This is a genomic window from Bacillus sp. GW821-FHT01G09 (assembly GCF_059422205.1).
In genome coordinates this window covers 908,328-930,341 of the sequence record NZ_JBWKWL010000001.1, presented here as the reverse complement: position 1 = coordinate 930,341, position 22,014 = coordinate 908,328, and the positions used below count along the sequence as shown (strand labels likewise).

General features: G+C 45.8%; 23 protein-coding genes. 19 read left to right on the top strand and 4 right to left on the bottom strand.

The features are described 5' to 3' along the window. Positions 1-30 precede the first annotated feature (30 nt). Positions 31-786, bottom strand: a complete 756-nt coding sequence (gene iolR / locus AC07VD_RS04590; RefSeq protein WP_003227050.1) for a myo-inositol utilization transcriptional regulator IolR — start codon at positions 784-786, stop codon at positions 31-33. Positions 787-1,202: 416 nt separating this feature from the next. Here iolR and iolA point away from each other — a divergent pair, with 416 nt between their 5' ends. The 15 genes from iolA to AC07VD_RS04515 all read left to right on the top strand — a co-directional run bounded on the left by iolA (position 1,203) and on the right by AC07VD_RS04515 (position 17,397). Beyond that, positions 1,203-2,666: a methylmalonate-semialdehyde dehydrogenase gene (gene iolA / locus AC07VD_RS04585; protein WP_129092823.1), complete on the top strand. Its 1,464-nt coding sequence runs from the start codon at positions 1,203-1,205 to the stop codon at positions 2,664-2,666. 74 nt (positions 2,667-2,740) lie between these two features. Next, positions 2,741-3,556 carry a 5-deoxy-glucuronate isomerase gene (gene iolB, locus AC07VD_RS04580; RefSeq protein ID WP_342819391.1) on the top strand — a complete coding sequence of 272 codons (816 nt, stop codon included), beginning with the start codon at positions 2,741-2,743 and terminating at the stop codon, positions 3,554-3,556. Positions 3,557-3,579: 23 nt separating this feature from the next. Further along, positions 3,580-4,557: a 5-dehydro-2-deoxygluconokinase gene (gene iolC, locus AC07VD_RS04575; protein ID WP_024572427.1), complete on the top strand. Its 978-nt coding sequence runs from the start codon at positions 3,580-3,582 to the stop codon at positions 4,555-4,557. 32 nt (positions 4,558-4,589) lie between these two features. Further along, entirely contained in the window at positions 4,590-6,503 is a 1,914-nt protein-coding gene (gene iolD, locus AC07VD_RS04570) for a 3D-(3,5/4)-trihydroxycyclohexane-1,2-dione acylhydrolase (decyclizing) (RefSeq protein WP_024572426.1), read from the top strand. Positions 6,504-6,519: 16 nt separating this feature from the next. Next, complete coding sequence (gene iolE, locus AC07VD_RS04565) at positions 6,520-7,413, top strand: myo-inosose-2 dehydratase (RefSeq protein ID WP_128738473.1); 894 nt, start codon at positions 6,520-6,522, stop codon at positions 7,411-7,413. 14 nt (positions 7,414-7,427) lie between these two features. Beyond that, positions 7,428-8,744 (top strand): myo-inositol transporter IolF, encoded by a 1,317-nt coding sequence (iolF, locus tag AC07VD_RS04560; RefSeq protein WP_032676943.1) that lies wholly within the window; start codon positions 7,428-7,430, stop codon positions 8,742-8,744. 22 nt (positions 8,745-8,766) lie between these two features. Then, on the top strand, positions 8,767-9,801 hold the full coding sequence (iolG, locus tag AC07VD_RS04555; protein ID WP_014481414.1) for a bifunctional inositol 2-dehydrogenase/D-chiro-inositol 1-dehydrogenase: 1,035 nt from the start codon (positions 8,767-8,769) through the stop codon (positions 9,799-9,801). A 19-nt stretch (positions 9,802-9,820) separates the two neighbouring features. Continuing rightward, entirely contained in the window at positions 9,821-10,690 is an 870-nt protein-coding gene (locus AC07VD_RS04550; RefSeq protein WP_086344514.1) for a sugar phosphate isomerase/epimerase family protein, read from the top strand. An 85-nt stretch (positions 10,691-10,775) separates the two neighbouring features. After that, positions 10,776-11,612 carry a 2-keto-myo-inositol isomerase gene (gene iolI / locus AC07VD_RS04545; protein ID WP_015250853.1) on the top strand — a complete coding sequence of 279 codons (837 nt, stop codon included), beginning with the start codon at positions 10,776-10,778 and terminating at the stop codon, positions 11,610-11,612. Positions 11,613-11,632: 20 nt separating this feature from the next. After that, entirely contained in the window at positions 11,633-12,505 is an 873-nt protein-coding gene (iolJ, locus tag AC07VD_RS04540; protein WP_129092822.1) for a 6-phospho-5-dehydro-2-deoxy-D-gluconate aldolase, read from the top strand. A 107-nt stretch (positions 12,506-12,612) separates the two neighbouring features. Beyond that, complete coding sequence (gene yxdJ / locus AC07VD_RS04535) at positions 12,613-13,302, top strand: two-component system response regulator YxdJ (RefSeq protein ID WP_003243527.1); 690 nt, start codon at positions 12,613-12,615, stop codon at positions 13,300-13,302. Next, positions 13,299-14,276: a two-component system sensor histidine kinase YxdK gene (gene yxdK / locus AC07VD_RS04530; RefSeq protein ID WP_129092821.1), complete on the top strand. Its 978-nt coding sequence runs from the start codon at positions 13,299-13,301 to the stop codon at positions 14,274-14,276. The genes yxdJ and yxdK overlap by 4 nt, the downstream gene beginning before the upstream one ends. A gap of 143 nt (positions 14,277-14,419) precedes the next feature. Further along, a complete protein-coding gene (gene yxdL, locus AC07VD_RS04525) occupies positions 14,420-15,193 on the top strand; it encodes an ABC transporter ATP-binding protein YxdL (protein WP_024572301.1) in 774 nt (257 codons plus the stop codon). Further along, positions 15,168-17,036: an ABC transporter permease YxdM gene (yxdM, locus tag AC07VD_RS04520; RefSeq protein WP_461728049.1), complete on the top strand. Its 1,869-nt coding sequence runs from the start codon at positions 15,168-15,170 to the stop codon at positions 17,034-17,036. The genes yxdL and yxdM overlap by 26 nt, the downstream gene beginning before the upstream one ends. A gap of 13 nt (positions 17,037-17,049) precedes the next feature. Continuing rightward, positions 17,050-17,397 (top strand): YxeA family protein, encoded by a 348-nt coding sequence (locus AC07VD_RS04515; protein ID WP_024572303.1) that lies wholly within the window; start codon positions 17,050-17,052, stop codon positions 17,395-17,397. A 40-nt stretch (positions 17,398-17,437) separates the two neighbouring features. Here AC07VD_RS04515 and AC07VD_RS04510 read toward each other — a convergent pair whose 3' ends face one another. Then, on the bottom strand, positions 17,438-18,403 hold the full coding sequence (locus tag AC07VD_RS04510) for an iron-hydroxamate ABC transporter substrate-binding protein (protein WP_015385106.1): 966 nt from the start codon (positions 18,401-18,403) through the stop codon (positions 17,438-17,440). 177 nt (positions 18,404-18,580) lie between these two features. Here AC07VD_RS04510 and AC07VD_RS04505 point away from each other — a divergent pair, with 177 nt between their 5' ends. Continuing rightward, the gene (locus tag AC07VD_RS04505; protein WP_003243293.1) at positions 18,581-18,979 is read left to right on the top strand and encodes a hypothetical protein; all 399 of its coding nucleotides are present in this window, start codon (positions 18,581-18,583) and stop codon (positions 18,977-18,979) included. A 43-nt stretch (positions 18,980-19,022) separates the two neighbouring features. Here AC07VD_RS04505 and AC07VD_RS04500 read toward each other — a convergent pair whose 3' ends face one another. Both AC07VD_RS04500 and cotNE read right to left on the bottom strand, forming a co-directional pair. Continuing rightward, positions 19,023-19,376, bottom strand: coding sequence for a hypothetical protein (locus AC07VD_RS04500; RefSeq protein ID WP_003236356.1), 354 nt, complete (start codon positions 19,374-19,376; stop codon positions 19,023-19,025). A 246-nt stretch (positions 19,377-19,622) separates the two neighbouring features. After that, positions 19,623-19,988 (bottom strand): inner spore coat protein CotNE, encoded by a 366-nt coding sequence (gene cotNE / locus AC07VD_RS04495; RefSeq protein ID WP_003227093.1) that lies wholly within the window; start codon positions 19,986-19,988, stop codon positions 19,623-19,625. An 88-nt stretch (positions 19,989-20,076) separates the two neighbouring features. Here cotNE and AC07VD_RS04490 point away from each other — a divergent pair, with 88 nt between their 5' ends. From AC07VD_RS04490 to yidA, 3 genes are read left to right on the top strand one after another with little or no spacing between them, the layout of a single operon-like run. Then, positions 20,077-20,511, top strand: a complete 435-nt coding sequence (locus AC07VD_RS04490; RefSeq protein WP_217017320.1) for a DUF3255 family protein — start codon at positions 20,077-20,079, stop codon at positions 20,509-20,511. Beyond that, entirely contained in the window at positions 20,492-21,049 is a 558-nt protein-coding gene (locus AC07VD_RS04485) for a hypothetical protein (protein WP_217017318.1), read from the top strand. Before AC07VD_RS04490 ends, AC07VD_RS04485 begins: the two co-directional genes overlap by 20 nt. A 39-nt stretch (positions 21,050-21,088) precedes the next feature. Then, complete coding sequence (gene yidA, locus AC07VD_RS04480; RefSeq protein ID WP_122895697.1) at positions 21,089-21,901, top strand: sugar-phosphatase; 813 nt, start codon at positions 21,089-21,091, stop codon at positions 21,899-21,901. Positions 21,902-22,014: the final 113 nt, after the last annotated feature.

Genomic DNA, 22,014 nt, shown 5'->3' with positions numbered 1-22,014 from the left:
GATGATAGACTCTCAACACTATTGTAAACGTTAGGCCAGATGAATGCCGATTTGATGCTCATTGCAGTACTGCGTGTACTCGTCGTCTAATGGCTGAGAGGTCACAATGCAATGCAGCCTGTCAAACGGTGCATACGTCAGAAGCGTTGATTTTCCGAATTTAGAATGGTCAGCCAATAGATACACTTCTTTTGCTTTTTCCGAAATCCTCTTTTTAATTTCATACTCCAGCAGATCCGAGTTGGTCAATCCGTGAGTCAGCGTCGTTCCGGTAGCGGACATAAAGGCTTTGTTGATATTGTACTTATCAAGCATAGCCGGGTCGTCCATGCCGACAAAGGAGCGGGTTTTTCTCTTATAGTTGTTTCCGATAATGATTAAGTTGATATTCTTCAAAGCTGACGCCGCATTGATAATGTCTAAACTGTTGGTTAAGATGGTGACATTTTTGGCTGGATCAAGCGTATCAAGAATAGACTTTGTCGTCGTTCCTGAATCAATGAAGACCAAATCGTGATCTTCAATAAATCGGGAAGCATAATGGGCGATTTTTGTTTTTTCATCCTGGTGCTGAATGGTGCGATTTTCAAAAGGAACTAATGCGGTTTTTTCAATAGATGTTACGCCGCCGTATACTTTTTCAATCGCACCCTTTTCTGTTAGCTTGTTGATATCACGTCTGACTGTGTTTTTGGAGACATTGAACACCTGGCACAGCTCATCTAAGGAAACAGTGCCATGCGATAAAATGTACTCCTCCATTTCCTGAATCCGCATCAGTTTCATATAAAAAACTCCTTCTTGAATCTTTACGTAACATAAATATATAATAAAAACCAAAAGTTAATCAATAGTTGCTTAAAAAATGATAACATCGGTGTATATCTTTTGCAAGATTGGACGGCCTTCTCTTACCTCTCTTACTTGATTAAAAGATTAATATAATAAAAATAATGAAAAAATTTAGTGTTTATGATTGACTTATGGGTATTATGCGATTAGAATATAACCAAGAAATGACCAAAAAGTAACCTGTTGTGCATGAGATGGTTGCTTGTATGTAAATATGCATCCGCCATTTATTTTTTTGGTTTTTTTGAAAGCGTTTAATTCTTGGCTTACTGAAAAGTGGATATTGATATGAATCTATCCTGAACCATCCATACAAGTGTATGTGTTTACTAATGAAGGAGGCAATAAGAATGGCAGAAATCAGAAAATTAAAAAACTATATCAACGGTGAATGGGTTGAAAGCAAAACAGATCAATATGAAGATGTCGTCAATCCGGCGACGAAAGAAGTGCTATGCCAAGTGCCGATTTCTACAAAAGAGGATATTGATTACGCAGCGCAAAAGGCGGCTGAAGCGTTTGAAACATGGTCAAAGGTGGCGGTTCCGCGCCGAGCCAGAATTCTATTTAACTTCCAGCAGCTGCTGTCTCAGCATAAAGAAGAACTGGCTCATCTAATTACCATTGAAAACGGAAAAAACACAAAAGAAGCTTTAGGTGAAGTGGGACGCGGGATTGAAAACGTAGAGTTCGCCGCTGGAGCACCTTCCCTGATGATGGGTGACTCGCTTGCTTCCATCGCAACGGACGTTGAAGCGGCGAACTACCGTTACCCAATCGGAGTTGTCGGCGGAATCGCGCCATTCAACTTCCCGATGATGGTTCCTTGCTGGATGTTCCCGATGGCGATCGCGCTCGGCAACACATTTATTTTAAAACCATCTGAGCGAACTCCGCTGTTAACAGAGAAATTGGTTGAGCTTTTTGAAAAAGCGGGCCTTCCGAAAGGGGTATTCAACGTCGTATACGGTGCGCATGACGTTGTGAACGGCATCCTTGAGCATCCCGAAATTAAAGCGATTTCATTTGTAGGCTCCAAGCCAGTCGGCGAATACGTCTACAAAAAAGGAAGCGAAAACTTAAAACGCGTTCAATCTCTGACTGGTGCGAAAAACCATACGATTGTCTTGAACGATGCGAATCTTGAAGACACGGTCACAAACATCGTCGGAGCTGCCTTCGGTTCTGCCGGTGAACGCTGCATGGCTTGTGCGGTTGTGACGGTTGAAGAAGGAATCGCCGATGAATTTATGGCGAAGCTGCAGGAAAAAGTGGCGGACATTAAAATCGGTAACGGCCTTGATGACGGCGTGTTCTTAGGACCGGTGATTCGCGAAGACAACAAGAAGCGCACGCTCAGCTATATCGAAAAAGGTCTTGAAGAAGGTGCCAGACTCGTATGTGACGGACGTGAAAATGTGTCTGACGACGGCTACTTTGTCGGCCCGACGATCTTTGACAATGTCACAACAGAAATGACGATCTGGAAAGATGAAATTTTTGCTCCGGTCTTATCTGTCATCCGTGTGAAAAACCTGAAAGAAGCGATTGAAATCGCCAATAAGTCTGAGTTTGCGAACGGCGCATGCTTGTTCACATCCAACTCAAACGCAATCCGCTACTTCCGTGAAAACATTGATGCGGGAATGCTAGGCATCAACCTTGGTGTGCCGGCTCCAATGGCGTTCTTCCCATTCTCAGGCTGGAAATCTTCATTCTTTGGAACGCTGCATGCGAACGGAAAAGACAGCGTCGACTTCTATACACGTAAAAAAGTGGTGACGGCAAGATATCCGGCACCTGATTTCAACTAAACGACGAACAGCCGAACGGCGTCCATGTGCGCTGTTCGGACTCATTCTGCCAATAGAAAGAGGAGGGCTTCTCTATGAGTTATTTGTTGCGTAAGCCGCAGTCGCATGAAGTGTCTAATGGGGTCAAACTCGTGCACGAAGTAACGACATCCAACTCTAATCTCACTTATGTAGAGTTTAAAGTGTTAGATCTTGCATCAGGTTCAAGCTATACAGAAGAATTGAAAAAACAAGAAATCTGTATTGTGGCGGTAACGGGGAAAATTACAGTGACAGATCATGAGTCGACTTTTGAGAATATCGGCACGCGCGAAAGCGTATTTGAACGAAAACCGACAGACAGCGTCTATATTTCAAATGACCGTGCATTTGAGATCACAGCGGTCAGCGACGCAAGAGTGGCGCTTTGCTATTCTCCATCGGAAAAGCAGCTTCCGACAAAGCTGATCAAAGCGGAAGACAACGGAATTGAGCATCGCGGGCAATTTTCAAACAAACGTACTGTTCATAACATTCTTCCGGATTCAGACCCTTCAGCTAACAGTCTATTAGTAGTTGAAGTCTATACAGACAGCGGCAACTGGTCCAGCTACCCGCCTCACAAACATGACCAAGACAACTTGCCGGAAGAATCTTTCTTAGAAGAAACGTACTACCATGAGTTAGACCCGGGACAGGGCTTTGTGTTTCAGCGCGTATACACAGATGACCGTTCTATTGACGAGACAATGACTGTAGAAAATGAAAACGTTGTCATCGTTCCTGCGGGATACCACCCGGTAGGCGTTCCGGACGGATACACATCCTACTATTTAAATGTCATGGCAGGGCCGACGCGAAAATGGAAGTTTCATAACGACCCGGCGCATGAGTGGATTTTAGAACGCTAACAAGTGAGGAGTGGCTGTTTACGATGAAGTATACATTCAATGAAGAGAAGGCTTTTGATATTGTTGCCATCGGCCGGGCATGTATTGACCTGAACGCAGTCGAATACAACCGCCCAATGGAAGAGACGATGACATTTTCCAAATACGTCGGCGGTTCACCTGCGAATATCGCGATCGGCAGCGCGAAGCTTGGCTTAAAAGCGGGCTTCATCGGCAAAATTCCGGATGACCAGCATGGAAGATTCATAGAGTCCTATATGAGAAAGACCGGCGTTGATACAACACAGATGGTTGTTGATCAAGATGGACACAAAGCAGGCCTTGCATTTACAGAAATCCTCAGCCCTGAAGAATGCAGCATTTTAATGTATCGCGATGATGTGGCGGATCTTTATCTTGCGCCTTCAGAGGTAAGCGAGGACTACATCGCAAATGCGAAAATGCTGCTTGTTTCCGGGACAGCGCTCGCCAAAAGCCCGTCACGGGAAGCGGTATTAAAAGCTGTTCAATACGCGAAGAAGCATCAGGTTAAAGTGGTGTTCGAACTGGATTACCGCCCGTATACGTGGCAGTCATCAGATGAAACAGCCGTTTATTATTCTTTGGTTGCCGAGCAGTCTGATATCGTCATCGGCACACGCGATGAATTTGATGTGATGGAAAACCGCACAGGCGGAAGCAATGAAGAATCCGTCAATCATTTATTTGGCCATTCAGCCGACCTCGTTGTCATCAAACACGGCGTCGAAGGCTCTTACGCATACAGCAAATCCGGCGAGGTATTCCGCGCTCAAGCGTACAAGACAAAAGTGCTGAAAACCTTTGGGGCCGGTGACTCCTATGCGTCAGCCTTTATCTATGGCCTTGTCACCGGAAAAGACATCGAAACGGCATTGAAATACGGCAGTGCTTCAGCTTCCATTGTGGTGAGCAAGCACAGTTCGTCAGAAGCGATGCCGACTGCGGATGAAATCGTACAGCTTATTGAAGCACAGTCATAATTGAAAAAGATCGAGTAAAGGTGGGATCGTTTGTGGGTAAGAAAATTCGCTTAACAACTGCGCAGGCGCTGATTAAATTCTTAAACCAGCAGTACATCCATGTAGATGGAAAGGAAGAGCCTTTTGTCGAAGGGATTTTCACAATTTTCGGTCATGGAAACGTATTAGGGATCGGGCAGGCGCTTGAGCAGGATGCAGGCCATTTGAAAGTCTATCAAGGGAAAAATGAACAAGGAATGGCGCATGCGGCCATGGCGTACAGCAAGCAAATGCTGAGAAGAAAAATATATGCGGTGTCTACATCCGTCGGACCTGGAGCGGCTAACTTGGTGGCGGCAGCCGGCACTGCATTGGCAAATAATATCCCAGTTCTCTTGATTCCGGCAGACACATTTGCGACAAGACAGCCAGACCCTGTACTGCAGCAAATGGAGCAAGAATACAGTGCGGCGATTACGACAAACGATGCATTGAAGCCTGTATCGAGATACTGGGACCGCATTACGCGCCCTGAGCAGCTGATGAGCAGTTTGCTGCGCGCGTTTGAAGTCATGACTGATCCGGCAAAAGCAGGTCCGGCAACGATTTGTATTTCTCAGGATGTTGAAGGGGAAGCATACGATTTTGATGAAAGTTTCTTCGTCAAACGGGTTCACTATATTGATCGCATGCAGCCGAGCGAGCGCGAGCTTCAAGGAGCGGCGGAGCTGATTAAATCCAGCAAAAAACCTGTGATTCTCGTCGGCGGAGGCGCAAAATATTCCGGTGCGCGCGATGAATTGGTTGCCATTTCTGAAGCCTATAACATTCCGTTAGTTGAAACGCAGGCAGGAAAGTCCACTGTTGAGGCAGATTTTGCGAACAACCTTGGCGGAATGGGCATCACAGGTACACTTGCGGCAAACAAAGCGGCCCGCCAAGCTGATTTGATTATCGGCATCGGCACAAGGTATACAGATTTTGCGACATCCTCTAAGACCGCTTTTGATTTTGATAAAGCGAAGTTTTTGAACATTAACGTCAGCCGAATGCAGGCGTATAAACTTGATGCATTCCAAGTGGTAGCGGATGCGAAAGTGACGCTTGGCAAACTGCATGGCTTGCTTGAAGGCTATGAGAGCGAGTTCGGCACAACGATTCGGGAGCTGAAGGACGAATGGCTAGCTGAACGCGAGCGTCTCAGCAAAGTGACGTTTAAGCGGGAAGCATTTGATCCGGAAATCAAAAATCATTTTTCTCAAGAGGTCCTGAATGAATATGCTGACGCGTTGAATACTGAGCTTCCGCAAACAACGGCATTGCTGACAATCAACGAGACGATTCCTGAAGACAGTGTCATCATCTGTTCAGCAGGCTCACTCCCAGGAGATTTGCAGCGTCTGTGGCATTCTAATGTTCCGAATACGTATCACCTGGAGTATGGGTATTCTTGCATGGGCTATGAAGTGTCCGGGACACTCGGTCTTAAACTGGCCCACCCTGACAGAGAAGTGTATTCAATCGTCGGAGACGGCAGCTTCCTGATGCTTCATTCTGAATTGATCACGGCGATTCAATACAACAAGAAAATCAATGTGCTGCTCTTTGACAACTCAGGATTCGGATGCATCAACAACCTGCAAATGGATCACGGCAGCGGCAGCTACTATTGCGAGTTCCGCACAGATGACAACCAAATCCTGAATGTCGATTACGCGAAAGTCGCTGAGGGATACGGCGCGAAAACCTACCGTGCAAACACAGTAGAAGAATTAAAAGCGGCGTTAGAGGATGCGAAGAAACAGAATGTATCAACATTAATTGAAATGAAGGTTCTGCCTAAAACAATGACGGACGGCTATGACAGCTGGTGGCATGTCGGGGTGGCAGAGGTATCTGAACAAGAAAGCGTTCAGAAAGCATACGAAGCAAAAGAGAAAAAGCTGGAATCTGCGAAGCAGTATTAGAGGGGAGGCACCATAGATGGGCAAAAATGAAATCCTGTGGGGAATCGCTCCCATTGGGTGGCGGAATGATGACATGCCTGAAATTGGAGCGGGAAATACACTTCAGCATTTGTTAAGTGATATCGTTGTCGCACGTTTTCAAGGCACGGAGGTCGGGGGCTTTTTCCCCGAACCTGCCATCCTGAACAAAGAGCTGAAGCTTCGGAACTTACGCATTGCAGGAAAATGGTTCAGCAGTTTTATTTTGCGTGACGGACTTGGTGAAGCGGCAAAGACATTTACCCTGCATTGTGAGTATTTGCAGCAAGTAAACGCGGATGTCGCAGTTGTCTCTGAACAAACGTACAGCGTGCAAGGCTTGGAGAAAAATGTGTTCACAGAGAAGCCGCACTTTACGGATGATGAATGGGAGCGGCTTTGCGAAGGGCTGAATCACCTTGGCGAAATTGCCGCTCAGCATGGCTTGAAGCTTGTCTATCATCATCATCTCGGCACTGGTGTCCAAACAGCGGAAGAAGTGGACCGCCTGATGGCAGGAACAGACCCTGCGCATGTACACCTCCTCTATGATACAGGCCATGCGTATATTTCTGACGGCGATTACATGGGGATGCTTGAGAAGCATATCGGCCGCATTAAGCATGTGCACTTTAAGGATGCCCGCCTGAATGTCATGGAACAATGCAGGCTCGAAGGGCAATCGTTCCGGCAATCATTTTTAAAAGGCATGTTTACGGTTCCCGGTGACGGCTGCATTGACTTTAGAGAAGTATATCAGCTGCTGTTGAAGCACAGTTATTCCGGATGGATTGTCATTGAAGCTGAACAGGACCCCGATGTTGCAAACCCGCTGGAGTATGCATTGATTGCGAGAAACTATATTGATCAGCAGTTGTTGGATCTGACTTAATGGGGAATGAACATATGGGCAATACCAATGGAGATTCAGCCTTCAATAAACGGACAATCGCGGCAGCATTGGCCAACTATATTGATGCCGGTTCAATTGTGGCAGGCTCCGCCGGTTTATCATTATGGGTCAGTTACCTTAAGCTATCCGATACGCAAATCGGGCTGCTCGGCGCGCTGAGCGCAAATGCGATTTCTGCCGCTGTCGGCGCGCTGCTTGGCGGGTTTTTGGCTGATAAAGTCGGACGGAAGGCTGTTTATACCAATAGTATGCTGGTTTATGCACTAGGGATTTGTTTGGTTTTGTTCGGGGTTAATTTCCCCATGTTGTTAAGCGGTTACATCATTATCGGTTTATCAGTAGGGGCTGACATTACCGCGTCATGGACCATTATTGCGGAAAATGCGCCAAAGAAGAATCGGGCCAGGCATTGCGGCGTAGCACAAGTCGCTTGGGCCGCGGGCGCTGTCGTTGTACTGCTCCTCTCCGTACTGGCCGGTGACTTGGGACTCTTGGGGAATAAAATCGTATTTGCCCATCTGCTTGTGATTGCGCTGATTACGTACATCCTGAGAATCAGGCTTCCGGAATCAGACGCCTGGCAGACAAAAAATCAGCCGGAGGAAGCTCAGGCAGAGAAGCCGGCTGTATTGAATAAGACATCGTATTTTGATTTGCTCAAGCCTATGTATCTAAAAAGCATCCTGTTTTTGATGGGTGTGTACTTGGTTTGGAACTTAGCCGCCGGGGTCATGGGCTTCTTTATGCCATACATTTATCAGCAGGTCGGCGGTGTATCTGCCAACATGGCCAACCTTTTGCAAATGGGGCTGTTTATCTTCACAGGATTGGGGGTCGCTTTGATCTTCATGCCCTTTGCCGACAAATATAGAAAAACCGTATTTGGAATCGCCGCTTTCATGGCGGTGATCGGGTGGACACTGTTTCTGCTGCCAGTTGAAGGCCTGCCGATTCTGCTCCTGTTTATTGTCGTGATCGGCATCAATAACGGAGCCGGGCAGCAAGCGAACTATCAGTTATGGGCCAGCGAAATCTTTCCTACGCAATATCGTGCTTCCGCACAAGGACTGATGTTTTTCCTTGTCCGTATTTCAATAGGGATTTGGAGTCTGTTTGTCCCAATGATTATCACCAATTTCGGCATTGGAACGATGGCTGCAATTCTTCTCGGATGTGTGACGGCCAGTATGATCATCGGGCTGCTCTTTGCGCCGAATACGTCTGGCAAGTCGCTTGAACAAATTCAAGAGGAACTCTACGGATCTCCTCAGAGCCAAGTAAAGCAAGAAACAGAAAGCAAAATTATGTAATCAACAGAAGGAGTGGCTGTCAATGAGTTTACGTATTGGCGTAATTGGAACTGGAGCAATCGGAAAAGAACATATTAACCGCATCACGAACAAGCTGTCCGGTGCAGAAATTGTAGCTGTAACGGATGTCAATCAAGAAGCTGCACAAAAGGTCGTTGAGCAATACCAATTAAACGCAACGGTGTATCCGAATGATGACAGCCTGCTTGCAGACGAAAATGTAGATGCTGTCTTAGTGACAAGCTGGGGGCCTGCGCATGAGTCAAGCGTGCTGAAAGCCATTAAAGCTCAGAAATATGTATTCTGTGAAAAACCGCTCGCGACAACGGCTGAAGGATGCATGCGCATCGTCGAAGAAGAAATCAAAGTGGGCAAACGCCTTGTTCAAGTCGGCTTCATGCGCCGTTATGACAGCGGTTACGTACAGCTGAAGGAAGCACTCGATAACCATGTGATTGGCGAACCGCTTATGATTCACTGCGCGCACCGCAACCCGACTGTGGGAGATAACTACACAACCGATATGGCCGTAGTCGACACGCTTGTTCATGAAATTGACGTGCTCCACTGGCTCGTCAATGATGACTACGAGTCCGTTCAAGTCATCTATCCGAAAAAATCAAAAAACGCGCTTCCGCATTTAAAAGATCCGCAAATCGTGGTGATTGAAACAAAAGGCGGCATCGTCATCAATGCTGAAATCTATGTGAACTGTAAATACGGCTATGACATTCAATGTGAAATCGTCGGAGAAGACGGCATCATCAAGCTTCCCGAGCCATCAAGCATCAGCTTGAGAAAAGAAGGCAAATTCAGCACTGATATTTTGATGGATTGGCAGAGACGCTTTGTCGCTGCGTATGATGTGGAAATCCAAGACTTTATTGATTCGATTCAAAAGAAAGGCGAGGTCAGCGGACCGACGGCATGGGACGGCTATATTGCTGCTGTCACGACTGACGCGTGTGTAAAAGCCCAGGAATCTGGACAAAAAGAAAAGGTTGAATTGAAGGAAAAACCGGAATTCTATCAATCTTTTACAACAGTTCAAAACTAAAAAACAGAGGAGTGAAAATATGAAGTTAGCATTGGATCCATCCATGTATCGTGATGATTTAACTTTAGAGGAAATGGTCTATAAAACGGCAGAGCTCGGCTATGAATATATAGAATTATCGCCGCGCGAGGATTTTTGCCCGTTTTATAAATATCCGAAAGTCGATTCAGCAAAGATCAAACAATTAAAGCGCCTTTTAAGAGATACAGGTGTTAAGCTTTCATCGCTTCTTCCTCTTTACCACTGGGCGGGACCCGATGAAGACCGCCGCCAGGCAGCAGTGCGCAACTGGAAACGGGCAATCGAAATTGCGGTTGAACTTGAAGTGGATTTGATGAACAGCGAATTCAGCGGTTCAAAATATGATCCTTTAACAAGTGAAGAAAAATTTATCAAATCCATGGATGAGCTTCTGCCAGTCTTTGAAAAAGAAGGCGTGAAACTCAATCTTCAAGCCCACCCATACGATTTTATCGAAACGCACAAAGGTGCGATGGATATGATCCGCGCGCTTGACAAGGATTGGATCAATCTTGTCTACTCGACTGCGCACACGTTCTTCTATGATGACGGCAAAGGCGACATCGAGACCATGTTTGACGAAGCCGGCGACCGCCTCACACATGTTTTATTTGCAGATACCTATAATCATAAAGCGGCTCATGGCCTTCGCTACATCGTCAATCCGCCTGACGCGAAAGTAACGGTTCACCAGCATTTGGACATTGGCCAAGGCGAGGTTGACTTTGATACGATTTTCAGAAAACTGAGAGAGATGAAGTTCGACGGAATTGCGACGAATGCCGTATTTGCTTGGGTCGATGAAAGAGCGGATGAATCAAGCCGATTTATGCTTAAGAAAATGAAAGAAGAATTAGGTCTGGCATAAGCTGAGCATGGAGTTCGGCAGGATATGGCGACAGCCTTCCTGCCGAACTCCCTTCATATCTAAAACGCAGATGGGGGAGTCTGGCATGAAACTTTGTTTTAATGAAGCGACAACATTGGAAAACTCAAACCTTAAACAGGATTTAGAACTATGCGAAAAGCACGGCTATGATTATATTGAAATCCGCACAATGGATAAGCTGCCGGAGTACTTAAAAGATCATTCATTGGATGACCTTGCGGAATATTTTCAAACCCACCACATCAAACCGCTTGCCCTAAACGCACTCGTTTTCTTCAACAACCGTGATGAAAAGGGCCACAACGAGATCATCACTGAATTTAAAGGCATGATGGAAACATGCAAAACCCTCGGTGTGAAATATGTGGTGGCCGTTCCGCTTGTGACAGAGCAGAAGATTGTAAAAGAAGAGATCAAAAAGAGCAGTGTAGACGTGCTGACTGAGCTGTCAGATATCGCGGAGCCGTACGGCGTAAAAATCGCGCTTGAATTTGTCGGCCATCCGCAATGTACGGTCAATACGTTTGAACAGGCGTATGAGATCGTAAACACAGTTAACCGTGACAATGTCGGACTTGTCCTTGACAGTTTTCACTTCCATGCAATGGGTTCAAATATTGAGAGCTTAAAGCAGGCGGACGGAAAGAAAATCTTCATCTATCATATTGATGATACAGAAGATTTCCCAATCGGCTTTTTAACAGATGAGGATCGTGTATGGCCGGGACAAGGGGCAATTGACTTAGATGCCCACTTATCAGCACTGAAGGAAATCGGCTTCTCTGATGTTGTATCGGTTGAGCTCTTCCGGCCTGAATACTATAAGCTGACTGCTGAGGAAGCCATTCAAACAGCGAAAAAAACAACAGTGGACGTCGTATCAAAATACTTCAACATGTAATGGATAAAGGAGGGGTGAATATGGCTTTTGTATCGATGAAAGAGCTTCTTGAAGATGCAAAGCGGGAGCAGTATGCGATCGGCCAGTTTAATATCAATGGTTTGCAGTGGACGAAGGCGATTTTGCAGGCGGCGCAAAAGGAGCAATCACCGGTCATCGCCGCGGCTTCCGATCGCCTGGTCGACTATTTAGGCGGATTTAAAACGATTGCCGCCATGGCCGGCGCGTTAATGGAGGACATGGCGATTACCGTTCCCGTGGTGCTTCATCTCGATCACGGAAGCAGTGCGGAACGCTGCAGACAGGCCATTGATGCCGGATTCAGCTCAGTGATGATTGACGGCTCCCATCAGCCGATTGACGAGAATATCGCGATGACAAAAGAAGTCACCGATTATGCCGCAAAACACGGCGTGTCAGTAGAAGCCGAAGTCGGCACGGTCGGCGGAATGGAAGACGGCCTGGTCGGCGGGGTCCGCTATGCCGATATCACGGAATGTGAGCGGATCGTCAAAGAAACCAATATCGACGCGCTGGCCGCCGCCCTCGGCTCTGTACACGGCAAATATCAGGGTGAGCCGAATCTCGGATTTAAGGAAATGGAGGCTATCTCCCGCATGACTGATATTCCCCTCGTTCTTCATGGGGCATCCGGGATTCCGCAGGATCAGATCAAAAAAGCCATCACACTCGGCCACGCGAAGATCAATATCAATACGGAATGTATGGTAGCGTGGACAGACGAAACACGCCGCATGTTTCAGGAAAACAGCGATCTGTACGAACCGCGCGGCTATTTGACACCCGGCATTGAAGCCGTGGAAGAGACAGTGCGAAGCAAAATGAGAGAGTTCGGATCAGCCGGTAAAGCAGCTAAGCAGCAGGTCGGCTAAAGAGACCAGAAACCGCCGAGATGGCGGTTTTTTTGTGCGGTGTTGCGTCCATACGCCCAAAACGATTATGATGATGGCAGCAGTGTAAGAAACGGGAGTGGTTCAGTTTGAATAAAATTATGATTGTGGAAGACAGTGAAGACATTCGCGGACTATTGCAGAATTACCTTGAAAAATACGGATATCAAACAGTGGTCGCCGCGGATTTTACAGCTGTTCTTGATGTCTTTTTGCGGGAAAAGCCCGATGTGGTGCTGCTTGATATCAATTTGCCGGCATATGACGGATATTATTGGTGCCGGCAGATCCGCCAGCACTCCACAAGCCCGATCATCTTTATTTCTGCCAGAAGCGGGGAAATGGATCAGGTGATGGCGATTGAAAACGGGGGAGACGATTATATCGAAAAACCGTTTTCTTATGATATTGTGCTGGCGAAAATCAAAAGCCAGATCCGGAGGGCGTACGGGGAGTACGCCGCAAAGCAGGGAGAGAAAGTGGTTGAATATGCCGGCGTCCAGCTCTTTGTGGAACGGTTTGAACTGCGTTTTCAGGATGAAAAAAGCGAGCTTTCTAAAAAAGAAAGCAAGCTTTTGGAAGTGCTGCTTGAGCGGGGAGAAAAGGTGACGAGTCGGGACCGTCTCATGGAAAAGACGTGGGACACCGACATATTCATCGATGATAATACACTTAACGTGTATATCACGCGGCTCAGAAAAAAACTGCGGGAGCTGAATGCGCCTGTTTCTATTGAAGCGGTGCGGGGCGAAGGCTACCAGCTGAGGGCGCAGTCATGAAGCTGTTTCTCCGGTCTCATGCAGTGCTGATTCTGCTTTTTCTCCTTCAAGGGCTGTTTGTCTTCTTTTATTACTGGTTTGCGGGTCTTCATTCTTTTTCTCACTTGTTTTACATATTGGGCGTGCAGCTTCTTATTTTGGCGGGCTATCTTGCCTATCGCTGGTACAAAGACCGCGGAGTGTATCATTGGCTCAGCTCGGGGCAGGAAGGGACGGATATCCCGTATCTCGGTTCTTCAGTGTTCTGTTCAGAGCTGTATGAAAAGCAGATGGAGCTGATCCGGCTGCAGCACCAGAAGCTCCATGAGACCGAAGCCAAGCTTGACGCGCGGGTGACGTATATGAATCAATGGGTGCACCAAGTAAAGACGCCGCTGTCGGTCATTAATTTAATCATTCAAGAAGAGGATGAGCCCGTTTTTGAACAAATCAAAAAAGAAGTCCGGCAGATTGAATTCGGGCTGGAGACGCTTCTTTATTCTTCAAGGCTCGACCTGTTTGAACGGGATTTTAAAATTGAAGCGGTTTCCCTGTCCGAGCTTCTCCAATCAGTTATTCAAAGCTATAAACGATTTTTTATTCAATATCGCGTTTATCCGAAAATGAACGTTTGCGATGATCATCAGATTTACACCGATGCCAAATGGCTCAAATTTGCGATCGGCCAAGTGGTCACAAATGCGGTCAAGTATTCAGCGGGCAAGAGTGACAGAATTGAGCTGAATGTCTTCCGCGATGAAGACAGGACGGTGCTTGAAGTCAAAGATTACGGTGTCGGGATTCCCTCGCAAGACATCAAGCGGGTGTTTGACCCTTATTACACCGGTGAAAACGGGCGGCGTTTCCAAGAATCTACGGGAATTGGCCTCCATCTCGTCAAAGAAATTACAGATAAGCTCAATCATACGGTGGACATCAGCTCGTCTCCCGGTGAAGGGACATCAGTTCGATTTTCATTTCTTACAAAAATGTAAGGCTGCGTTAAGAAAACAACATAGCCCGCTTTGTTTCCCCTTGATAACATGGATTTATGTCAAGGGGATTTTTATGTTGAACGTCCCGGCACTACATGAAAGCAGCCCAGATCAACAAGAATAAAACCATAAGGAGGATTTTCATGGCGAATATGCTTGAAGTCAAACATATAAATAAAACCTATAAAGGACAAGTGTCCTATCAGGCCTTAAAGCAAATTTCATTTTCAATAGAAGAAGGCGAGTTCACGGCGGTAATGGGGCCGTCCGGGTCCGGAAAAACAACGCTTTTGAATATCATTTCAACGATCGACCGTCCGGATTCAGGCGATATCCTGATTCACGGAGAAAACCCGCATCGCCTGAAGCGGACAAAGCTCGCTCATTTCCGCCGCAAGCAGCTCGGATTTGTGTTTCAGGATTTCAACCTTCTGGACACGCTGACAATCGGTGAAAATATCATGCTGCCGTTAACGCTTGAAAAAGAAGCACCGTCTGTAATGGAAGAAAAACTGCAAGGCATCGCGGCAAAGCTCGGAATCGAAAACCTGCTCAACAAACGGACGTTTGAGGTATCCGGAGGACAGCGCCAGCGTGCCGCCATCGCAAGAGCGGTCATTCATAAGCCGTCACTCATCCTGGCCGATGAACCGACGGGCAACCTTGATTCCAAAGCGTCAAAAGACGTCATGGAAACGATGCAGAGCCTGAATCAGGATGATCAAGTCACGGCTTTGATGGTGACCCACGATCCTGTTGCGGCAAGCTACTGCCGCCGCGTCATCTTTATAAAAGACGGTGAACTGTTTAATGAGATTTACCGCGGGGAAAACCGCCAAGTATTTTATGAACAAATTCTCGATGTGCTGTCTATGCTGGGGGGAAACGCAAATGACCTTTCTTCAGTTCGCTTATAAAAACGTCACGAGAAACAAAAGGGCCTATCTTGCATTCTTTTTAAGCAGCGCCTTTTCCGTTTTGATTTTCTTTACCTTTGCGATGTTCCTGTTTCATCCGGCATTAAAGGAAGGCTACCTGAATAATATCGCCAAAAAAGGCTTAACCGCTGCGGAATGGATGATCTTTGTTTTTTCTTTCTTATTTGTTCTGTATTCGGTTAACGCATTTTTGAAATCGAGAAATAAAGAATTCGGCATCCTGCTCATGCAGGGCATCACGCCGGGGCAGCTGAGAAAGCTCATTACTGCGGAAAATATGATCATCGGCGTCATGTCAATTGCAGCCGGCATTATCGGAGGATTCATTTTTTCAAAGACGTTCTTTACGGTTGGCGCTTATATTTTAGAAATGGACGCGCTGCCTTTGTATATGCCTTGGAAAGCGCTCGGTATTACGGCCTGCGGATTTCTGCTCTTATTTTTCTTTTTATCGCAGTTTACGATCCTTTTTGTCAGATCAAATACGGTTATCAAATTAATAAAGGGCACTGACAAGATTAAGCCGGAGCCTAAGCCGTCCGTGCTTCTGTCCTTATTCGGCATCGCCTGTCTTTGCGGCGGGTACGGCATGGTTCTTAAAGGCAATGTCCACGGGGCCGAACCGTTTATCATTTTACTGCTCACCGTCATCGGAACATATTTCTTTTTCAGCCAAAGCAGCATATGGATTCTGCGCGCGCTGAAGAAGTGGAAAACCTTTTATCTGCGCGGGAAAAACGTCATCTGGGTTTCTGACCTTGTCTATCGTTTAAAAGACAACGCCCGCCTGTTCTTTATTGTCAGCATTATTTCTGCGGTTGCGTTTACTGCGACAGGCGTGCTCGCGATGTACAAATCGACCGTCGGGGCGGAAGAGTCCGCTTATGAAATGGAGTATTTATCTTACAGCAACAATCCAAAAGAACAGACTCATTTGAAAGATATTGACCATGAATTGAAAACACACGGCTTTACGTATAAGAAAGACAAAATAGATGTTTCCTATGTTCGCTATCAGGAAGGAGAAACTGTTCCCCCTGTTTACATGATCAGTGAATCGGATGCGGCAAAATACTTCCATGTCAAAGTGAACGGCCTGAAAGAAGACGAGGCTGTCTATTTCCCGGGAACGTATGACCGCAATTTCAAAAACAAAGCGCCGGATCAGCTGAAGCTGCTGAACCAAAAAGGGGAGATGTCTGATCAAAAACTGTCGGTAAAAGAAGTCAAAAAACCGCTGATCTCATTGAATGCCATCATCGCGGTGAATGATCAAACCTTTGATCAGCTGAAATCACTCGGTGATAAAGCGTCATTATACGGCTACAGCTATGATCATTGGAAAGACAGTCTTGAGATCAGCCAATCCTTGCAAAATGAGATTTACGGCAATTATATCGACGTGCATTCTGATTTTGCTTCAAAAGCCGGGACTTACTATGATACGGTGCAGCTGCCGAGCCTGAGTTTATTTATCGGCCTGTTTATCGCAATTGTATTCTTTGTCGCGGCAGCAAGTTTCTTATATTTCAGGCTGTTCACTGATTTAGATGAAGACCGGGAGCGCTACCGTTCACTGGCCAAAATCGGCCTGAGCGAGCGTGAAATGGCACAAAGCGTGACAATACAATTGGCCATTCTTTTCTTCTTTCCATTTGTCATTGCCGTCATGCATACACTGTTTGCCTTGAGAACATTGGCTGTGGAAGGATATTCCGATGTAGCGGGACCGCTCAGTCTTACCATCGGAGGGTTTTTCATTTTTCAGCTTCTATTCTTCCTCGCGGTGCGGTCAAGCTATTTGAAAAAAATGAACAAGTAAGGGGAGTGCAAAGATGAAAAAAGCAATGGCAATCCTGGCCGTCTTGGCGGCTGCTGCCGTAATATGCGGGCTTCTCTTTTTTCATAACGATGTTACAGACAGATTTAATCCGTTTATTCACCAGCAAGATGTCTATGTGCAGATTGATCGAGATGGCAAACATCTTAGCCCAGGCGGTACTGAGTATACATTAGACGGATACAATGCATCCGGAAAAAAAGAAGAAGTGACCTTTTTCGCCGGCAAAGAGCTTCGGAAGAACGCGTATTTGAAGGTGAAGGCGAAAGGAAAGTATGTCGAGACTTGGGAAGAAGTCAAGTTTGAAGATATGCCGGACTTTGTACAGTCAAAATTAAAGTGAATCATAAAAAACGGCACAGCGTCATGACTGTGCCGTTTTTTTATTTTTTATTTTCTTCGGCCCGTTTGATCAGCATGTCGGTGATGATATCCACCTGTTTGCTGACAGAAATCGGGTCGTACGGGTAGAACGTGTCAAAGTCATTGATAAACACGCGATTATGTTTAACAGCGTCAAGGTTCTTCCAAATAGAGGAATTCTCCAGCTTGTCGAGTGTTTTGCTTTCGCCTTTCGGGTTGTAATCCGTAATGAACATATAATCTGCGGCATACTCAGGAATAACCTCTTGAGAGAGCTGTTTCATCTCTCCTTTTTTGATGACATCTTGCTCAATTTTTTCAGGCGCTTTTAACCCAAGTGCATTGTATACAGCTTGGCCGCCGCGTCCGCCATTGTCATTGAACACCCAGAATTCGCCCTTGTCTGTGTTTTCATAAATGCCGAAGGTCGCATCTTTGTCGATGACGCCGGCAATTTTCTTTTTAGCTGTTTCCGCTTTTTTGTTAAAGTCAGCCATAAATGATTTTGCTTTGTCTTTCGCTCCGGCGATATCTCCGAACATGCTGACTGTGTCTTCTACGTTTTTCGCTGTGTTATAAGGTATGACAACAGTCGGAGCGATTTTCTTTAATTTATCAACATTCTCTTCATTCATGACAACAATTAAGTCAGGCTGAAGCTCCATCACTTTTTCAACGCTGATTGGATCACCGACATCCTTCACATTTTTCAGCTTTGATTTTAAAAACGGATTATCAAATGACCATGAGCCTGAGCCGACCACATTGGCCCCGACAGACAGCAATTCACCGGCATAAAAATCAGTGACGATGCGTTTCGGATGTGCAGGAATGTTGACGTTCCCTTTTGGTGATTTGTATGTTCTCATTTCTGTTTTTTCGGAAGCAGAATCGCTTGAGCTCCCTTTAGAAGCCGTGCCGCTGCAAGCGCTGACAAACATGAGAAGCAGCACAAGCATGCCCACGAGCAATATGTTCTTTTTCATCAAGAACCCTCCCACTATGTATCTCAATAGATTAGTAATGATTATCATTATCAATTAATAATATAGCAAGAAACCTGTTCTCCGTCTATCACTATTTTTAAGGGAGAAAGTTTTTCCCGTTTATGGGTGACGCGGTATGCCTAATCGATTATTATAGGTAAATAGGAGGAGAAAAATATGGGAATTACAAAAAGAGGTGCCGCTTGGGAATGGCTGCATAGCTGGTGGATGCTGTTTATTTTCATGCCTTTTGCCATTACCAGTTTTTTTGCCTTTTTATTTATTGGCATCAAGGTTAGAAATAGAAAGTGGATCATGTACGGCATCATTTATTTTTTCATTTTTGCGTTTGGTTTTGTTTTGCCCGATCTGCCCGGTGTTTTTATTGTGGTCCCGTTATGGGCGGTAACCATTATTCATGGATTTAAAGTGCGCCCGCTGTATTTGATTCAGCTGGATGTCTACAAAGATCATGTGGAGGCGCGGGCTTTTGCCGAGGCAAGAAGTGAAGCCGAGAGCAGATTTCATGCACCGAAACAGTCTATTCAGGATATACATATTCGCAAAGAACAGTAAGAAAAAAAGCTCAACACTCGCATTGTGTTGAGCTTTTTATATGTTACTGCTGGTAGGATTGCTGCTGAAATGGCGTGTTTTGGCCGAACGGAAGTGTAGACACATTCGTATTCATGACGCTGGATTGTCCAGTAAGTTCCTGTTGCATTTGGTTGCACATGTTGACAACCTGCTGGCACTTTTGAATCGCCATGTCATGCCCGTGCAGTGCTTGCTGAATGGTATGTGCAGCTTGTTGTTCGTGGTTTAGAATCTGCTGCAGCATTTGGATGTTTTGCTGTTCCTGATGAAGCATTTGGCGATATTGCTGGCTGCTTTGCTGTGTTTGCTGAATGAGCTGCTGAGCAGTCTGGCGGCATTGATTCAGCTGCTGCAAGCCGTGTTGTGTATTATGCATGAATAATCCCTCCATGTATCGATTGACGTGAGTCGGTATTATCATGCAACTTGAATGAAAAGAAATTCCGTCAAAGAGGAACTACAATTATTTTCCTCAGCCCCTCTATCTTTGAATAAAAACGGTAAAGATTGTATACTGGGTACAAACCCTTTTTATGTAAATGTTCCGTTGTAACATATAAGAATTGCGGAAAACGAAACCCTGAAATGGGAGAATCGTATTCCGCTTTTTTTCTTTGTTTGCTCAGAAACCGCCTTCCCCTGCAGTAAATGGGATATTCAGCCTGTTTTCTACTGTGCGGAGGCGCTGATTGAGCCGATTTAGGCGGCGTGTATGGCGTTCAACAGCCTGGCTTAGCTGATTGACCTGTTCGGCAATCCGTGCAATTTCCCGATTTTGACGGCGGTCTTCGTTTGTCAGACGGGTTAATTCTCTTGACTGCTGTTCATTTTGCCGTTCAAGTGCTGCGATTCTTCTTTCCAATGCCGGCTGTCTGTCCATTTGGTATGGATCGTATACATCCTGCTGCGGATAAGGATTGTACTCATAGTGGCTATAGTAAGGTTCCTGCTGAGGCAGCTGAGGGCTGTAATATTGATAAGGGTTCATGTGATCAGTCTCCTTGTGGGTGAATTCCTTATAACTTATGTAGTCATTGGCACAGTGGCACGGCATTCGCCCAAAAAAGGAGGAAAGAATGGTGATCCCCTTGAGAAACAAATATGGCATTTTGTTTTTAATTGCTGTATGCATCATGGTATCGGGCTGCCAGCAGCAAAAAGAAGAGACGCCGTTTTATTACGGAACGTGGGATGAGGGGCGTGCCCCCGGGCCAACGGACGGTGTGAAATCAGCAACAGTCACATTTACCGAAGACGAGGTTGTGGAAACGGAAGTGATTGAAGGAAGAGGAGAGGTACAGCTGCCTTTTATGGCATACAAGGTGATTTCCCAAAGCACTGACGGGTCTATCGAGATTCAGTACCTCGGCCCCTATTATCCGCTCAAAAGCACGCTGATAAGAGTAGAAAACGGGACATTGATATGGGAGCAAAATGGACAGAGAAAAACGATGACAAGAATCGAATCAAAGACCGGCAGGGAGGAGAAAGATGAGAAATCAAAAAGCTGAAAGACTGGTGGCAGCGGGGCTTGTTTTACATATCATTCAGTGGATATTTATATTAGGGGCTTTTCTCAAAGTCAAACAGTTATTTAGTGACTATACGATCTATAACCCTAATGTCATCAGCGGCTCCATGCAGTCCTTATCGTTTATACAAATGATGCGCGCTATGATGTACTCAGGGGCAATCGTGAATTATGTTTTGTTTTTTGCCCTTGTATTGCTGATTTATGGCATAGCGCTTCATGCCATCCTGATCGTTCTGGAAATGGCGGCTTACGTCATGATCAGACGGAATCCATCATCTTCATGGGGGTTCTTTTTCATCGCGGCGGGTGTGAAGCTTGCCATCTTGAATATAACCGGCATTCCTTTTCTAGCTGCCGGCATTCTGCTGATGAAACAGAAAAAAGCAGAAAACGGCGTCAAGGCAGAAAGAAAGCGGAAACCGCGCTTGCGTATCCGAAGACAAGGGCGTCGTCTAAATAGAATTCGGAGAAAACCATCCCTTCCGGTTGAATATCAAAAAGAAAAAACGATATGATGGGACTATAGCCTGAAAACGACATGAAGGAGATGCAGGATGTACAAACTAATTGCAATTGATATGGATGGAACACTTTTAAATGATCATCATGAAGTAACAGAGGAGGTCCGCGACGCCCTTCACGCGGCAAAAGCGGAAGGTGTCAAAATTGTGCTTTGCACCGGCCGGCCTATCGGGGGTGTGCAGAGATATTTAGATGAACTGAATTTAATTGAAGAAGGCGACTATGTTATTGCGTATAATGGAGCGCTTGTTCAAAATACGCATACAAATGAAGTGGTCTCGGAGCTGTCTCTCGGTTATGATGATTTGACTTCATTATATGACCTGAGCTTAGAGCTGAGGACGCCGATGCATTTCTTTGACTCATCTAATTTGTATACGCCTAACCGGGATATTAGCGAATTTACCGTATACGAATCCTATGTGACACAGGTGCCACTTCATTTCCGCAAGATTGACGAGGTGCCAAAAGATATCCTCATCCCGAAAGTGATGTTTATTGATAAACCGGAGAACTTAAGCCGCGTCATTACATCGATTCCAAAAGACGTGAGAGAAAAATATACAATGGTCAGAAGTGCGCCTTTCTTTTATGAAATTCTGCACCCGGAAGCCAGCAAAGGAAATGCTGTACGCCAGCTGGCACAGCTGCTTGGAATTGAACAGGCGGAAGTCATGTGCATAGGCGACAATGGGAACGACCTGACAATGATCGAATGGGCGGGCTGCGGGGTTGCCATGGCAAACGCCATCCCAGAAGTATTGGAAGCCGCAAACTTTCAAACACGCTCCAATAATGAACATGGTGTTGCGCATGCGATTCACGAGCTTGTTTTGGCTAAATAATAAAAAATCCAGCCTTCTAAAGGCTGGATTTTTTCGTTTTATTTGATGTAATGTCAATTCTTTGACGAACCGATTTGACTTTCGTTATGCTGATAAAACCAATTCGTTCACAA

Coding starts and splice junctions, on each gene's coding strand:
- iolR (WP_003227050.1), bottom strand. CDS start 786: ATGAAACTGATGCGGATTCAGGAAATGGAGGAGTACATTTTATCGCAT.
- iolA (WP_129092823.1), top strand. CDS start 1,203: ATGGCAGAAATCAGAAAATTAAAAAACTATATCAACGGTGAATGGGTT.
- iolB (WP_342819391.1), top strand. CDS start 2,741: ATGAGTTATTTGTTGCGTAAGCCGCAGTCGCATGAAGTGTCTAATGGG.
- iolC (WP_024572427.1), top strand. CDS start 3,580: ATGAAGTATACATTCAATGAAGAGAAGGCTTTTGATATTGTTGCCATC.
- iolE (WP_128738473.1), top strand. CDS start 6,520: ATGGGCAAAAATGAAATCCTGTGGGGAATCGCTCCCATTGGGTGGCGG.
- iolF (WP_032676943.1), top strand. CDS start 7,428: ATGGGCAATACCAATGGAGATTCAGCCTTCAATAAACGGACAATCGCG.
- iolG (WP_014481414.1), top strand. CDS start 8,767: ATGAGTTTACGTATTGGCGTAATTGGAACTGGAGCAATCGGAAAAGAA.
- AC07VD_RS04550 (WP_086344514.1), top strand. CDS start 9,821: ATGAAGTTAGCATTGGATCCATCCATGTATCGTGATGATTTAACTTTA.
- iolI (WP_015250853.1), top strand. CDS start 10,776: ATGAAACTTTGTTTTAATGAAGCGACAACATTGGAAAACTCAAACCTT.
- iolJ (WP_129092822.1), top strand. CDS start 11,633: ATGGCTTTTGTATCGATGAAAGAGCTTCTTGAAGATGCAAAGCGGGAG.
- yxdK (WP_129092821.1), top strand. CDS start 13,299: ATGAAGCTGTTTCTCCGGTCTCATGCAGTGCTGATTCTGCTTTTTCTC.
- yxdL (WP_024572301.1), top strand. CDS start 14,420: ATGGCGAATATGCTTGAAGTCAAACATATAAATAAAACCTATAAAGGA.
- yxdM (WP_461728049.1), top strand. CDS start 15,168: ATGACCTTTCTTCAGTTCGCTTATAAAAACGTCACGAGAAACAAAAGG.
- AC07VD_RS04515 (WP_024572303.1), top strand. CDS start 17,050: ATGAAAAAAGCAATGGCAATCCTGGCCGTCTTGGCGGCTGCTGCCGTA.
- AC07VD_RS04510 (WP_015385106.1), bottom strand. CDS start 18,403: ATGAAAAAGAACATATTGCTCGTGGGCATGCTTGTGCTGCTTCTCATG.
- AC07VD_RS04505 (WP_003243293.1), top strand. CDS start 18,581: ATGGGAATTACAAAAAGAGGTGCCGCTTGGGAATGGCTGCATAGCTGG.
- AC07VD_RS04500 (WP_003236356.1), bottom strand. CDS start 19,376: ATGCATAATACACAACACGGCTTGCAGCAGCTGAATCAATGCCGCCAG.
- cotNE (WP_003227093.1), bottom strand. CDS start 19,988: ATGAACCCTTATCAATATTACAGCCCTCAGCTGCCTCAGCAGGAACCT.
- AC07VD_RS04490 (WP_217017320.1), top strand. CDS start 20,077: ATGGTGATCCCCTTGAGAAACAAATATGGCATTTTGTTTTTAATTGCT.
- AC07VD_RS04485 (WP_217017318.1), top strand. CDS start 20,492: ATGAGAAATCAAAAAGCTGAAAGACTGGTGGCAGCGGGGCTTGTTTTA.
- yidA (WP_122895697.1), top strand. CDS start 21,089: ATGTACAAACTAATTGCAATTGATATGGATGGAACACTTTTAAATGAT.